Annotated in this window: 12 protein-coding genes; 5 read left to right on the top strand and 7 right to left on the bottom strand. The window is 67.4% G+C overall.

Features of this window, described 5'->3' with window-relative positions:
* Positions 1–22: 22 nt before the first annotated feature.
* Positions 23–1,426 carry a glutamate--tRNA ligase gene (gltX, locus tag ACZK08_RS05685; protein WP_053517391.1) on the top strand — a complete coding sequence of 468 codons (1,404 nt, stop codon included), beginning with the start codon at positions 23–25 and terminating at the stop codon, positions 1,424–1,426.
* A gap of 33 nt (positions 1,427–1,459) precedes the next feature.
* Positions 1,460–1,951 (top strand): Fur family transcriptional regulator, encoded by a 492-nt coding sequence (locus ACZK08_RS05690; protein ID WP_053517393.1) that lies wholly within the window; start codon positions 1,460–1,462, stop codon positions 1,949–1,951.
* Positions 1,952–2,025: 74 nt separating this feature from the next.
* Here the strand turns inward: ACZK08_RS05690 and ACZK08_RS05695 are convergent, their stop codons facing one another.
* From ACZK08_RS05695 to ACZK08_RS05710, 4 genes are all read right to left on the bottom strand, one after another.
* Positions 2,026–3,186, bottom strand: coding sequence for an HlyD family secretion protein (locus ACZK08_RS05695; protein ID WP_065174666.1), 1,161 nt, complete (start codon positions 3,184–3,186; stop codon positions 2,026–2,028).
* A 10-nt stretch (positions 3,187–3,196) separates the two neighbouring features.
* The gene (locus ACZK08_RS05700) at positions 3,197–4,870 is read right to left on the bottom strand and encodes an MFS transporter (protein WP_065174667.1); all 1,674 of its coding nucleotides are present in this window, start codon (positions 4,868–4,870) and stop codon (positions 3,197–3,199) included.
* Positions 4,870–5,436 (bottom strand): TetR/AcrR family transcriptional regulator, encoded by a 567-nt coding sequence (locus ACZK08_RS05705; protein WP_053518751.1) that lies wholly within the window; start codon positions 5,434–5,436, stop codon positions 4,870–4,872. The genes ACZK08_RS05700 and ACZK08_RS05705 overlap by 1 nt, the downstream gene beginning before the upstream one ends.
* Positions 5,437–5,710: 274 nt before the next feature.
* A complete protein-coding gene (locus ACZK08_RS05710) occupies positions 5,711–7,918 on the bottom strand; it encodes a TonB-dependent receptor (protein ID WP_065174668.1) in 2,208 nt (735 codons plus the stop codon).
* Between the two features lie 134 nt (positions 7,919–8,052).
* Here ACZK08_RS05710 and ACZK08_RS05715 point away from each other — a divergent pair, with 134 nt between their 5' ends.
* Both ACZK08_RS05715 and ACZK08_RS05720 read left to right on the top strand, forming a co-directional pair.
* The gene (locus ACZK08_RS05715) at positions 8,053–8,466 is read left to right on the top strand and encodes a MerC domain-containing protein (RefSeq protein WP_053518754.1); all 414 of its coding nucleotides are present in this window, start codon (positions 8,053–8,055) and stop codon (positions 8,464–8,466) included.
* A 110-nt stretch (positions 8,467–8,576) separates the two neighbouring features.
* On the top strand, positions 8,577–8,756 hold the full coding sequence (locus ACZK08_RS05720) for a 30S ribosomal protein THX (protein ID WP_004150462.1): 180 nt from the start codon (positions 8,577–8,579) through the stop codon (positions 8,754–8,756).
* Positions 8,757–8,955: 199 nt separating this feature from the next.
* Here ACZK08_RS05720 and ACZK08_RS05725 read toward each other — a convergent pair whose 3' ends face one another.
* The 3 genes from ACZK08_RS05725 to ACZK08_RS05735 all read right to left on the bottom strand — a co-directional run bounded on the left by ACZK08_RS05725 (position 8,956) and on the right by ACZK08_RS05735 (position 12,281).
* Positions 8,956–10,206 (bottom strand): alkaline phosphatase family protein, encoded by a 1,251-nt coding sequence (locus ACZK08_RS05725; protein ID WP_065181154.1) that lies wholly within the window; start codon positions 10,204–10,206, stop codon positions 8,956–8,958.
* Positions 10,207–10,314: 108 nt separating this feature from the next.
* Positions 10,315–10,806: a methylated-DNA--[protein]-cysteine S-methyltransferase gene (locus ACZK08_RS05730; protein WP_065181155.1), complete on the bottom strand. Its 492-nt coding sequence runs from the start codon at positions 10,804–10,806 to the stop codon at positions 10,315–10,317.
* Complete coding sequence (locus ACZK08_RS05735; RefSeq protein WP_065181156.1) at positions 10,803–12,281, bottom strand: DNA-3-methyladenine glycosylase 2 family protein; 1,479 nt, start codon at positions 12,279–12,281, stop codon at positions 10,803–10,805. The genes ACZK08_RS05730 and ACZK08_RS05735 overlap by 4 nt, the downstream gene beginning before the upstream one ends.
* A 160-nt stretch (positions 12,282–12,441) precedes the next feature.
* Here ACZK08_RS05735 and ACZK08_RS05740 point away from each other — a divergent pair, with 160 nt between their 5' ends.
* Positions 12,442–13,605, top strand: a complete 1,164-nt coding sequence (locus tag ACZK08_RS05740; protein WP_065181157.1) for a COG3904 family protein — start codon at positions 12,442–12,444, stop codon at positions 13,603–13,605.
* Positions 13,606–13,629: the final 24 nt, after the last annotated feature.

Raw genomic sequence — 13,629 nt, forward strand, 5'->3', positions numbered from 1 at the left:
ATTCCCGTTCCTCGAGCCCCACATGACCTGCCGCACCCGCTTCGCCCCCAGTCCTACCGGTTATCTGCATATCGGTGGCGCCCGCACCGCGCTGTACTGCTGGCTGGAGGCCCGCCACCGCGGCGGCGAGTTCGTGCTGCGCATCGAGGATACCGACCGTGAACGCAGCACCCAGGGGGCGATCGACGCCATCCTGGAGGCGATGGAGTGGCTGGGCCTGGACTACGACGAAGGTCCGATCTACCAGACCGACCGGGTGGCCCGTTACCGGGAAGTCGCCGAGCAGCTGATTGCCGACGGCAAGGCCTACTACGCCTATGAAACCCGGGAAGAGCTGGACGCGATGCGCGAAGCCGCCATGGCCAGGCAGGAAAAGCCGCGCTACAACGGTGCCGCGCGCGAGCTGGGCCTGCCATACCGGGACGACCCGAACCGCGTCATCCGCTTCAAGAATCCGCTGCAGGGTACGGTGGTGTTCGATGACCTGATCAAGGGCCGGATCGAGATCGCCAACAGCGAACTGGATGACATGGTCATCTTCCGTCCGGACGGCTATCCCACCTACAACTTCGCGGTGGTGGTGGATGACTGGGACATGGGCATCACCGAGGTCATCCGCGGTGACGACCACATCAACAACACGCCGCGCCAGATCAACCTGTACGAAGGCATCGGTGCACCGGTGCCGAAGTTCGGCCACATGCCGATGATCCTGGACGAGCAGGGCGCCAAGCTGTCCAAGCGCACCGGCGCCGCCGACGTGATGCAGTACCGGGATGCCGGCTACCTGCCGGACGCACTGCTGAGCTACCTGGCCCGCCTGGGCTGGTCGCATGGTGACCAGGAACTGTTTACCCGCCAGGAACTGATCGACCTGTTCGATGTGAAGGACTGCAACTCCAAGGCGTCGCGCCTGGACATGGCCAAGCTGGGCTGGGTCAACCAGCACTTCCTGAAGACCGTGGAGCCGGCCGACATCGTGCCGCACCTGGTCTACCAGCTGCAGAAGCTGGGCCTGGACGTGGCGGCGGGCCCGGCACCGGTAGACGTGGTGATCGCCCTGCGTGAACGCGTGCAGACCCTGAAGGAAATGGCCGAGAAGGCCGTGGTCTGGTACCAGCCGCTGAACGACTACGACGAAGCCGCAGTGGCCAAGCACTTCAAGGCCGGGGCCGAGGTCGCCCTGGGCAAGGCCCGTGAACTGCTGGCGGCGCTGCCGGAATGGACGGCCGAAGCGGTCGGCACGGCCCTGCACGACACGGCCGCCGCGCTGGAGATCGGCATGGGCAAGGTCGCCCAGCCGCTGCGCGTGGCCATCACCGGTACCCAGGTCAGCCCTGACATTTCCCACACCGTGTACCTGGCCGGCCGTGAGCAGGCCTTGAAACGCATCGACGCGGCCATTACCAAGGTAGCAACGGTCTGAGGCATCCTTGCCAGGCCGAACCGGAGAACGCGCATGCCCGCCAAGACTGCCACTGCCTGTACCGCCCCCCACCACCACGTCCATGACGCATCGGATTTCGTGGCGGTGGTCGAGCGTGTCTCGCGCGAACGCGGGCTGCGCCTGACCCCCATCCGCGCCAACGTACTGAAGCTGATCGCCGAAGCCGGCAAGCCGGTCAAGGCCTACGAGCTGCTGGAATGGGTGCGCAACGGCAAGGGCGTGGGTGCCGATGCCCCGCCCACCGTGTACCGCGCGCTGGACTTCCTGATGGCCAATGGCTTCGTGCACAAGCTGGAATCGGTGAATGCCTTCGTGGCCTGCCACCACCCCAGCAGTGCGGCGCATTCGGTGCCGTTCCTGATCTGCAACAGCTGCCACAGCGCGGTGGAACTGGAAGACCGCGAGATCGTCGGCCAGCTGGAGAAGCGGGCCAAGGAGCTCGGCTTCCAGCCGCAGGCGCAGACGCTGGAAGTGCACGGACTCTGCGCCCGCTGCGCAGGCTGAGCGGCCGGTGGGATTGGGGTCAGATCCCTTTTGCCTTGGCAAAAGGAATCTGACCCCGTTTCACGAGCTCGACCCTACCGGGCCGGCGCAGGCTCGGCCGCCGTATCCACCCGTGCGATCACCGACATGCCGGGACGCAGTCGCGCGGCCAGCTCCTGCCCCGGATCGATCGAGATCCGGATCGGCAGCCGCTGCACCACCTTGGTGAAGTTGCCGCTGGCATTGTCCGGGCGCAGGACGCTGAATTCCGAGCCGGTGGCGGGGGCGATCTGCTCCACATGGCCGCGCAGCACCTGGCCCTGGAACGCGTCCACGGCGAACGTCGCAGGTTGGCCGATGCGCATCTGCCAGGTCTGGCCCTCCTTGTAGTTGGCGACCACCCACAGCGCGTCGGGCACCAGGAACAGCAGCTGCGAGCCGGCGGCCACGTACTGGCCGGTCCGCACGCTGGCCTCGCTGATCTGCCCGTCGCGCGGCGCATGGATCACGGTATTGGCCAGGTCGATGCGTGCCAGTTCCAGTTGCGCCTGTGCGCTTTCCACCTGTGCCTCCAGGCTCTTGCGTGCCACCTGGGTGGAGACCAGCGTTTCCTCGGCGATGCGGATCTGTGCCTGTGACTGCTGCACGCTGGCCTGCGCCGACGCCTGGGTCGTGCGGAAGCGGTCGCGGTCATTGATCGACACCAGGCGTTGTGCGGCGAGCTGCTCGTACCGCTTCAGCTCGTTGCGGGAGCGCTCAAGCTCGGCCTTGCCGGCGGACAGGGTGGCCTGGGCCGCAGCGATCTGCGCGCGGTTCTGCGCCTGCGACTGATCGGAGTTGGCCAACGCCGCGCGCGCGCTGTCCAGCGTGGCCTGTGCCTGCGCCACGCGCTGCGCATAGATGCGGTCATCGATGCGCAGCAGTGGTTCGCCCTTCTTCACGTGCTGGAAGTCCTTCACCAGCACCTCGGTCACATAGCCATTGACCTGGGGTGCCATCACCGTGATCTGCCCGCGCACGTAGGCGTTGTCGGTGACCATCACGCTGCTGGCAAACGGCCACAGATGCCACGCGCGCAGGATCAGTGCGATGCCCAGCAGGGCCACCACCACCATCACTGCCACGCTGCGCGCGCTGGGTCTGAGGTACTTCGGCGCGACCGCCGGCTCAACCGGCGTGGGCGCAGGTGCCGCGTCGGTTGGCGGCGGTGGAGTCACGTTGTCGGCATCGTCGGGACGGGGCGGGACGGGAGGCATGGCGAAGGACTCAGCGGGGCGCTGCGGGGGAGGCCGCAGCGGAGGAGGGCGGATGGCGCTTGCGCCACTGCTTGAGCACGGCGGTACGCAGCGACAGCAGCAGCAACCAGCACAGGAAGCCGATCGCCAGCCAGCCGCTCAGGGTGAACACATCATTGAACCCACGGACATTGGCCTCGCGGCGCGTCGTCTGTGCCAGCTGCGCGGTGCCCTGCGCGCTGCGCAGCACCGGATCGGTGATCTGCGCGGCGTACAGCTGCTGCTGGATGCGCAGGCGCTGCGCCACCACCGGGTCGGCGGGATCAAGCTGGCTGGTCAGCGCGCTGGAATACAGCTGTTCGCGATGCAGCTGGAAGGTTCCCAGCAGCGCCGAGCCGGCCAGCCCGCCCAGCGTCTGGGTGATCGACAGCGTTACCAGGAAGGTGATCATGTGGTCCACGCCCTGTTTCAGGGCGGCGGAGATGCCCAGCATGATCAGCGGGCCCATGAACATCCCGGCACCGACCGAGGCCAGGAACTGGCTGAGGTAGAAATCGTGGGGACGGTCCATGCTGGTGCGGTTCTGGTCGAAGAACGCCGCCGAACCCAGCAGCAGGATCGCCATCAGCAGCTGCGGGATCAGCCGCTTCGGGCCGAAGGTCACGGCGGTACCGATGATGCCGGTGACAACCCCTGCCAGAATCACCACGAACAAGGGGCGCAGCTGGTCCGGGCCCATGCCCAGCGTGCGCATCAGGCTGACCACGCCGTAGGACTGCTCGGTGGTCAGGAAGCGGATGAGGAACGCACCCACGATGAAGTGCAGTACCGGCAGGCTGGCCAGCCAGCGCGTCTGCAGCAGTGGATTGCGCCGGTAGTGCTCGATGATGAAGGCGGTGGTCGACAATGCGATCGAGGCGACCAGCGCCCAGCCCAGCCACGGTGTGTCCAGCCACCAGCGCGTGTAGCCCTGGGCCAGCACCACCACCAGCAGCGCAACCGCCGGGGCAAGCAGGCTGAAGGTGAGGAAATCCATGGGCTCGAAGGCCTTGATCTGCACGCCTGGCGGCAGCTTCAGCACCACCACCGCCGCGAACGCACACAGCGCCAGCCCTGCTTCGAAGGAATACAGCTGGTGCCATTGCCCGGTATCGACCAGGCCGGGCGACACGATCCAGGCCAGCGGAACTGCCAGCTGCGACAGACCGACGCCGATCACCAGCAGGTTGCCGGTGAAGCGCCGCGGCAACGCCTGCAGCATGTACAGCGTACCCAGCGTCGAACACGCCGCACCGGCGAAACCGCTGGCCGCGCGCGTCAGCATCGTGGTTTCGAAGCTGCCCACGAACAGGTGCAGCACGGCCAGCGCGGCATACAGCCCCAGGCCGATCTCGGCGAACAAGCGGATGCCGTACTGCTGGCGGAACTTGAAGGCCAGCAGGTTGGCGGTGACGTTGACCATCGCGTAAGCGGCCACCAGCCAGCTGCCCTGGGTCGGGGTGAGCTGCAGTTGCCCCTGCAGGAACGGCAGGTTGGCGGTGACCAGCGCATTGCCGAGGCCGCCGGTGATGGCCACCAGCAGCGACACCAGGGCATAGGCTGCACGCCGGTAGGGTGGGTGCCACGGCATCGAAGCCGATCCGGGCATGGTCGGCTTCTCATGCTCCTCCCAGTCCGGCACCGGCTTCAGATACGGCTGCACCATCAGCGTGCTCCGCTGGCTGCTCCCTGGAGTCCTCCGCGCAGCAGTTGCAGGGCACGCCCGGCCAGACGGGCGCGCTCGTCACGGGTCTTGCCGCGAAGGGCCGCTCCCAGCATGCCGGAGATCAGTGAAATATCCGTTTTTTCCAGATCGGGACGGCACAGGCCTGCGGCGATGGCCCGCTGGATCGGTGCTTCCAGCAGGTCGCGTACGGTCTCGCGCGCGGCGCGCATGGAGGGCACGTCCGAATCAACGGCGCGCCAGTAATCGGCCAGCGCAGGTGAATCGATGATGCGCTGGGCCATCCCCTCGAACACCTCGAACAGGGCGTCGTCACGGTCGCCCAGCTGCTCCACCTGGCGGCGGATACGGTCGACCGCACGCTGCAGCAGGGCCTGGATCAGCGCGGTGCGGTCGGGAAAATTGCGGTACAGCGTGGCCCGGCCCACCTGGGCGCGTTCGACCACCAGGTCCAGCGGAGCGGTGACGCCGTGTTGCCCGAACACATGGTCGGCGGCGTCGAGAATGAGGGCACGGCGGGCAGCGGCATCAGCGCGTTGAGCGGTCATGGGTTCATTTTCGGACAGGAGTGTCCGATGTGCGAGACATTGAGTGACGGGATTGTCCGGTTGTTGTCCTACGCACATCTTTGTGATCGGTGTGTGAATTCGTATCCATGGCAGGTGGGAGGTGCCACCAAGCCATATCGATAGCGTCACGGCGCGGCTCATGTCCGAAGCCGTACCGGGTCCAAAAAAAACGGGGGGCCAGCAGGCCCCCCGGGAGAGAACGACAACGAGCGTCGTCAGGGATCAGTGGAACGGCGTCCTGCTGCTGGAGGGGTCAGAAGTACGCACGGATGCCGAATGCGACACCGCGGCCCGGCAGCGGCGAGTAATCGCGCAGCAGCGAGGTGTGCGGGCGCACTTCACGGTTGGTCAGGTTGCTGCCATCCAGGAACACCTCATAGCTGTTGCTGTCGTTGCGATCCCAGCGGTAGGCCAGGTGCGCATCGACCAGGGTGTAGCCGTCGCTCGGCTCTTCGTTCTGCGCCACGTCCTTCTGCCGGCTGTAACGCACGGCGCCCACCGACGCGCGCCAGCCGTCCTTCGCCCAGCGCAGGTCGGCACCAACGCGGGCCGGGGCGATGCGCGGCAGGTAGCCGGTGTTGGCCAGCTCCACGGTGTAGTTGTGGTTGTGGTCACCGTGCGGCACCGCGATGTCGAGGTTGCGGCTGCCGTTGCCGTCCAGCTTGGCCTGCACGTAATCGCCGAACAGGCGCAGATCCCAGTCGCCTGCGACGCCTTCGAACAGATGCACCAGGGCTTCCGCCTCGGCACCCTTGAACACCGCATCCTGCTGCGTCCATGCACGCACCGGCAGGCCTTCGGTGACGCCGGTGTCGGCCAGGTAGATGAAGTCCTTGAACTTCGTCTGGTAGATCGAGGCGGAGAAGTCCAGGCGATCGCTGTGGGTGTGGATGCCCAGCTCGACACGCTGGCCGCGCTCGGTCTTCAGGTTGGCGTCGCCGATTTCCAGCGAGCGGGTGGCAATGTGCGCGCCAGCGGCATACAGCTCTTCATTGGTGGGGGCACGTTCGGAGCTGTCCACGCCGATGCGCAGGTCGACCGCGTCGTTGAGCTTCCAGATGCCGGCCGCGGACAGATTGGTGGCATCGAACTGCCGGCGGCGGTAATCGCCGGTCGGGTCCAGCTTGACCTGGTCGTGGCGGCCGCCGAGTTCGAGCTTGAACGGGCCGAACTGCTTCTCCTGCAGCACGAACAGGCCGATGTTTTTCGTTCCGGTGTCCGGCACGAATGCTTCTTCGCCCTTGGCGCCGAAATCGCTGTTGCCGAACTGCACGCCGAAGGCGCCGTCCCAGCCACCGACCTGCTGCTGTACGGCTTCCAGGCGGGTTTCGATGCCGCGGTTGGTGAAGCGTGTGGAGGGCGTGCCGGCCTCCAGCTCGACATGCTCGTAGTCGGTGTAGGCCACGCGGGCATTGATGTTCTTCAGGAACGAGACCGGGTTGTAGATGCCGGCCTTGGTCTCGAAGCGGTTCTGCACCATGTCGATGCGTACGTCATGCTCGTCGCCGCCTTCCTCCTCCTCGCCGTGATCATGATCATGATCGTGGTCATGATCGTCGCCGTCCGCGTGGACGTGGGCGCCATTGGGGATGCCATAGTTGGTGCGATAGGTGCTGGCCGACACGCCGAAGTAGCCGCCCTCGCCCAGCCAGGTGGCACCCACGCCACCGGCCCGGGTGCGGATGGAGCTGTTGTCCAGGCGGCCACGGCGCGGCTCGTCGCCTTCCTCGCCCGCGTGGTCGTGGTCATGGTCTTCGTGGTGGTCTTCCAGGCTGTCGATCACCGCGTAGCCGGGAATGCGGTAGTCGTCGCCGTTGCGCACCAGGCCGTCGACATGCAGCACGACGTTGCCGCTGACGCCGTCGAGGCGGAACATGCCGCTGCGTTCGTCATTGACGGAGTTACCGCGCAGTTCAGCGCGGCCGCTGAGCGGACGGTCGGGCAGCTCGCGGGCGATGCGGCCATCGACGACGTTGACCGCGCCGCCGATCGCACCGCTGCCGAACAGCAGTGTCGCCGGGCCCTTCAGCACTTCGATCTGATCAGCCAGGAACGGTTCGATGCTGGTGGCATGGTCGGCGCTGACGGTGGAGGCATCCATGTTGCCCATGCCGTTGGACAGCACGGCCACCCGCGGGCCTTCCTGGCCGCGGATGATTGGACGACCGACACCGGGGCCGAAGAAGGTGCTCTGCACGCCCGGCAGCTTGGCCACCGTATCGCCGAGGGTGCCTGCCTTCTGTTCGTCCAGGCGCTCGCCGGCGAGCACTTCGACCGGCCGCGCCAGCGACTCGGCATCGCCCTGCAGCGGCGAGGCGGTGACCTGCACCGACGACAGCTCGGTCAGGTGGCGGTCACGGTGCGCATCGTCGTCGGCTGCGGCGAATGCGGCGGACGGCAGCAGCGCGGCGAGCGCCAGGGCGAGGGTGTGCGGCTTGAACCGCAGGGAAGGGGCGGGCATCGAGAAGTCCTTGTTACTGTGTATCAATTGTGAAGCGCACGTATCCCGTCGCGGGACAGGGGGAGAGGAGATCGTGCGGACCAGGAAGGGATGTTATATTATTCCATAACGATTCGCCGACCCTGCTGGAAGTCATGTCCCTCTCCTCCCACCTGCGCCATCTGCTCGACCGTTTCGGTGCCACCGGATCGATGCTGTGCGCAGTGCACTGTGCGGTGATTCCGGTGCTGCTGGCCGCGGCGCCTTCGCTGGGCCTGTCGTTCTGGCTCAGCGATGGCGTTGAACAGGCGCTGGTCGTGTTCGTGACCCTGCTGGGTCTGTTCAGCCTTGTCTGGGGCTACCGCCGGCATGGCGCCCTGCGCGCGCTGGCGTTCCTGATTCCCGGGCTGGTCGCGCTGTGGGCCGGGGTTCTGTACGACCCGCTGCATCACAATGCCGTGCCGCACGCGGTGGTGATGACCATTGGCGGTCTGCTGGTCGGCGTTGCCCATCTGGTCAATCTGCGGCTCAACCACAGCCACGTACACGACGCCAGCTGCGCGCACTAGGCGCTCCGTGATAGGCTTTCCGATCGTGCGCGGGGGCGTCCAGCAAGGCGGCCCCGCCGAACCCGTGTCAGCACGGGGTAACCAGATTTCACATTTGAGGAGTTGAAGACATGGGTAAGGGTGACCGCAAGACCGCCAAGGGCAAGCGCTACAACGCCAGCTACGGCAACGCCCGTTCGCACACCGCGAGCAAGGTCGCCGTAGGCGCCGCTGCCCCGGTCGCCAAGAAGACCGTGGCCAAGGCTCCGGCGAAGAAGGCCGTGGCGAAGAAGGCCGTCGCCAAGGCCTGATCGGCCGGCCGATGGGTCAACGAAGAACGCGGCGCCTGGCGCCGCGTTTTTTTTATGCGTGTCGTTGCGGCCGCCGCGTTCGCCGGGCATGGCCCGGCGCTACCCACATTGGCACGGTAGCGCCGGGCCATGCCCGGCGGAGACATCCGACGCCCCATTGCCGTGGTAGCGCCGGGCCATGCCCGGCGGAGACGCCCGATCAACGCAGCGTCTGCTTCAGTGTCTCGGCATTGCCGTCGTTCGGCGCGGCTGGAACCTGCAGCAGGTGCGCCAGCAGCGGATAGACATCGACGTTGTCGAAGCCGTCGATCAGCAGCCCTTGACGGAACGACGGGCCGCTCGCCACGAACACCGCACGCATCGACGGCAGCGCCGGATCGTAGCCGTGCGAGCCGCCGTCGCGACGATCGCGCCTGGCGATCCAGTCCCGGGTCAGCGCGTCCCAGCCTTCATCCATCTGGCAGACGATGGCGGGTATGCGTGGATGCGTGCCGTAATGCCAGCGCGCAGGCAGGTTCTCCTTCTTCCAGCATTCGTAGTGGGCATGGCGGCCGAGCAGGGCACGTTCGGCCTCGGCTTCACGCCCCGCGACCGGCGCGAAGCCGACCGACTGGCCCTGGCTGACGTTGCGTGCGATGGCCGGGTCCACCATCGACTCGGTGGCGATCACCTGGCCGTCGCCCACCGCGGCCATGCCGTGATCGGAAACCACGATCACATTGGTGGTGGCTGTCAGGCCACGCTGCTGCAGTCCGTCGAGCACCTGGCCGACAACCTGGTCGGCCCGCACGATGGCTGCCGTGTACTGCTGCGACTGCGGCCCATGGTGATGCCCGGCCTTGTCGACGTGTTCCATGTACAGCGTGGCCAGGCGCGGCGCCTCGGCATCGCTGCGTGCCAGCCAGCCCAGTACGGTCTGCACACGTTGCTCGAACGGTTCCTTGTCGTTATACGCCAGCCACTGGCTGGGGCGCACGCCCTTGATCTCCGCTTCGCTGCCCGGCCAGGACCAGGTCGCGGAACGCACGCCGGCTTTCTCCGCGCTGACCCAGATCGGCTCGCCGCCCCACCAGTCGCTGCGGGTGACCGCCTCGCGGTTGCTCAGCGCGAAACTGCCCAGCGATGCGTCGTCCATCGCATTGTGGATGATGCCGTGATGGTCAGGGCGCAGACCGGTCACGATGGTGTAGTGGTTGGGGAAGGTCAGCGAGGGATAGGAGGGCGTCATCCAGCGTGCGCGCACGCCGCTGTCGATCATCCGCTGCAGGTTCGGAGTCAGCCCGCGGTCCAGCGCGTCGGCACGCAGGCCATCGATGGAGATCAGCAGCAGCTTCGGTGGTGCGGCCGTCGCCGCAGGCGTGGAGACGGTGGCGGTCGGGGCGGGTGCGGTGGTGCAGGCGGCCAACGGCAGCAGCAGCGCCAGCGCGCAGGTCAGGCGTACGGGAGTCATCCGCCCATCATAGTGCGAGGTAATGACGCGCCCAAGACACGGCGTGCCAGGACCGTCCGCGGTCAGATCCCTTTCCTACGGGAAAAGGGATCTGACCCCGATCTCCCATCAGGCGAACAGCGGTACCTGGCGTTGCTCAAGCCGCAGCAGTGCTGCCTTGGTCTCCAGCCCGCCGCCGAAACCGGTCAGCGCTCCGTTGCTGCCGATCACGCGATGGCAGGGCAGGATGATCGGCAGGGGATTGCGGCCGTTGGCGGCGCCGACCGCGCGCGTCGCGCTGGGCTGGCCCAGGTGCTGCGCCAACTGCAGGTAGCTCCAGGTCTGGCCGAACGGTATCAACGCCAGGGCGTGCCACACGCGCAGCTGGAACGGGGTGCCGCGCGGTGCCAGCAGCAGATCGAATGTGCTGCGTTCGCCATGCAGGTACTGCAGCAGCTGTTCGCGGGCCTCGGGCAACGCGCCGGGCGCATTGTGCCAGTCGCTGCGTCCGCGCGCGGGGTGGCGGTTTTCAGGAAACAGCACGTGGGCCAGGCCACGTTCGTCGCCGGCGATGGTGAGCTCGCCGATCGGGCTGTCAAAACGGTCGAACAACAACGTCATGTCGGTTCTCCAACGAACGTGCCGGACAGATGCCACAGATGCAGCACCGCATACGAGCGCCAGGGGCGCCAGGGCTGGGATCGCGCTTCGGTGGCGCGTTCGCTCAGGCGCTGCCCCTGGGCATGGCCGAGCACCTGCTGCAGCACCAGGTCACCTGCAGGAAACGCGTCGGGCTGGCCCAGGCCGCGCAGGGCGATGTACTGCGCCGTCCACGGGCCAATGCCGGGCAGGGCCACGCAGCGGGCGACGAATTCCTCCAGTGCCTGGCCGGGCCCGAAGTCGAGCTGGCCACTGACGCAGGCTGCGGCCAGTGCGCGCACGGTGGCGGCGCGGCTGCGTGGCAGACCGATCGATTCCAGAGGGGCGTCCGCCAATACCGAGGGAGAGGGGAACTGGCGGTCGAACTCCGTCGGCATGCCCGGCAGGTGGGCGCCATGCGCGTCGACCAGCCGGCGCGCGAAGGTGGTCGCCGCCGCAACGCTGACCTGCTGGCCGAGCACGGCACGCACCGCCACCTCGAAGCCATCCCAGCCGCCCGGCACGCGCAGGCCAGGGCGTTCGGCGATGCCGCGCGCCAGCAGCGGCTCTTCACCGAGCGCGGCATGCACCTGCTGCAGGTCGGCATCGAGATCGAATACCCGCCGCACGCGTCGCACGATGTCCGGTATCAGCCGCGGATCGACCGCACCCAACTGCAGGCGCAGTTCCGGCCGCTTCGGATCAGCCGTCACCCGCAGCAGGGTGGGTCGTTCAGGCGTGCCGAGCACGCGCTGGTAGCTGTCGTCGCCGATCAGTTCGATGCCCGGCAGGCTGCGCTTGCGCAGGAACGCCAGCATGCGCGGAAAATCCAGCGGAGGCCGGTAGCCCAAGCGCAGCACCAGGCCACCGTCATCGGTGGCCAGCGGGACGTGCTGGCGGCGCAGCGTGGTCGGCGCCATCCCGCAGCCCTGCAGGAAGGCGGTGTTGAAGCGGCGCAGGCTGTTGTAGCCCGCCGCGAGCGCAACGTCGGTGACCGGCAGGGTGGTTTCGGTCAGCAGCTGCTTGGCCAGCAGCAGGCGGTGGGTGGCGTGGATCTGGCCGGGCGTGGCGCCCAGGTGCTCCACGAACAGGCGCTGCAGCTGGCGTGCGCTGAGGCCGATCTTCGCAGCCAGGCCGGCAACCGGCTGCTCCTGCAGGAAGCCGCCGTGGATCAACGCCAGCGCCCGCTGCACGGCCTGGCCGGCCAGCGCCTGCTGTGCCTGCGGCGCCAGTTCGGGACGGCAGCGCAGGCAGGGCCGGTAACCGGCGGCAGTGGCTGCGGCCGCGCTCGGGAAATAGGTGATGTTGCGCGGCTTCGGCGGCGGCGCCGGGCAGACGGGCCGGCAGTAGATGCCGGTGCTGCGCACGGCGGTGAAGAACACGCCATCAAAGCGCGCGTCACGGGCGAGGCGGGCACGGTCGCAGGCAGCGGTGTCGAGGACGAGGGCGGTGTTCATGCGCCCAGTCTAGGCCGCTCATGTGGCGGATACTCGCCGGATTCGGACATGGATGCAGCGGGTCGCGATCCGGGGTCAGAACCGGTTCAGTGCCACGTGCTGAATGCGCGCGCCGGGCAGGTAGACTGTGATCCTTGTTCCTGCGAAATCCGGTTGCCCGATGTCCGCCTTGATCCGCTGGTTGCCCCTGTTGTGCCTGGCCCTTGCGGGCTGCAGCCAGTTGGAGAATCCGGGCAACGTGACTGCGGCTGACAAGGCGGCACGGGCGCCGGCCAGCGATGGCGACAACATGGTGTCGATCAACGCCGCCGACGCCCCACCACCGCCGCCCCCGCCGCGCAGCCGCGCGGATCGGCCGTGGCCGCAGGCGCAGCTGGAGAACGGCCGGGCCTGGGTCAGCTGCAGCACCGATTACGCGGCCGAAGGCGGCGACGGCCTGGAGCTGGAAGGACTGCAGCGCGAGCAGATCAGCCAGGCGCTGCAGCCGTGCGCCGAACGGGGCCTGCTGCGGGTGCGCTACAGCGGCAAGATCAATCCCGGGTTCGCCGAAATGATGTGGCGCCTGGCCGTGGTGGCCGACGCGCTGCAGATCCACAAGCGCATCCTCGATCTCGACTCCAGTGGTGGCCAGGTCGAGTCGGCGATCATTGCCGGCGACAGCATCGGCGAATCGGGCTGGACCATCTGGGTGCGCGAAGGATCGATCTGCCACAGCGCCTGCGTGTTCGTGCTCGCGGCCGGCGACAACCGCCTGCTGACCGGCAAGGTCGGCATCCACCGCATGATGCGCATCAGCTCCAAGGCGACCTCGCGCGCCGAGCTCAACCGCGAGCTGCACGAGGTCTACGACAACGTGAAGGATTATCTGCAGCGCAACGGTGTGGCGGTGGGCGTTGCTGATCTGATGATGACCGTGCCCAACCGCAGCCTGCGCCTGCTGACCCCCGAGGAACTGCGGCAGTTCGGCCTGGATGGCACCAATGCGGTGCAGGACGACCTGGAACGGATCAAGCAGATGCGCGCGTGTGGCGACGATTTCGTGCAGCGCAAGGACGCGTTCCTGATCGCCTTCGACCAGCAGTGCAAGCGCGACGGTGCGGACATGGAATCGATCAACAGCTGCGGCCAGTCGCTCAAGCAGCGGTTCGGTTTCCCCGATCCGGTCTGCCCCGAGGAGAGCCCGCTGTCGGAGATCGACGTGGCCACGCTGCCACCGTCTCCTCCGCCGCAGGTTCCGGTGGCGGAACAGCCGGCAGTGGAGACGGAGACCCAGGCCTCACAGGCCGATGCCGAAGCAACCCAGGGCAGCGTGCCGCTGCGCTGACAAACGCCTCACCCGGCTGGCGTA

The organism is Stenotrophomonas sp. 112478_Sma, assembly GCF_056479905.1.

Coding starts and splice junctions, on each gene's coding strand:
- ACZK08_RS05705 (WP_053518751.1), bottom strand. CDS start 5,436: ATGACCGCTCAACGCGCTGATGCCGCTGCCCGCCGTGCCCTCATTCTC.
- ACZK08_RS05700 (WP_065174667.1), bottom strand. CDS start 4,870: ATGGTGCAGCCGTATCTGAAGCCGGTGCCGGACTGGGAGGAGCATGAG.
- ACZK08_RS05730 (WP_065181155.1), bottom strand. CDS start 10,806: ATGACGTTGTTGTTCGACCGTTTTGACAGCCCGATCGGCGAGCTCACC.
- gltX (WP_053517391.1), top strand. CDS start 23: ATGACCTGCCGCACCCGCTTCGCCCCCAGTCCTACCGGTTATCTGCAT.
- ACZK08_RS05695 (WP_065174666.1), bottom strand. CDS start 3,186: ATGCCTCCCGTCCCGCCCCGTCCCGACGATGCCGACAACGTGACTCCA.
- ACZK08_RS05720 (WP_004150462.1), top strand. CDS start 8,577: ATGGGTAAGGGTGACCGCAAGACCGCCAAGGGCAAGCGCTACAACGCC.
- ACZK08_RS05735 (WP_065181156.1), bottom strand. CDS start 12,281: ATGAACACCGCCCTCGTCCTCGACACCGCTGCCTGCGACCGTGCCCGC.
- ACZK08_RS05715 (WP_053518754.1), top strand. CDS start 8,053: ATGTCCCTCTCCTCCCACCTGCGCCATCTGCTCGACCGTTTCGGTGCC.
- ACZK08_RS05725 (WP_065181154.1), bottom strand. CDS start 10,206: ATGACTCCCGTACGCCTGACCTGCGCGCTGGCGCTGCTGCTGCCGTTG.
- ACZK08_RS05740 (WP_065181157.1), top strand. CDS start 12,442: ATGTCCGCCTTGATCCGCTGGTTGCCCCTGTTGTGCCTGGCCCTTGCG.
- ACZK08_RS05690 (WP_053517393.1), top strand. CDS start 1,460: ATGCCCGCCAAGACTGCCACTGCCTGTACCGCCCCCCACCACCACGTC.
- ACZK08_RS05710 (WP_065174668.1), bottom strand. CDS start 7,918: ATGCCCGCCCCTTCCCTGCGGTTCAAGCCGCACACCCTCGCCCTGGCG.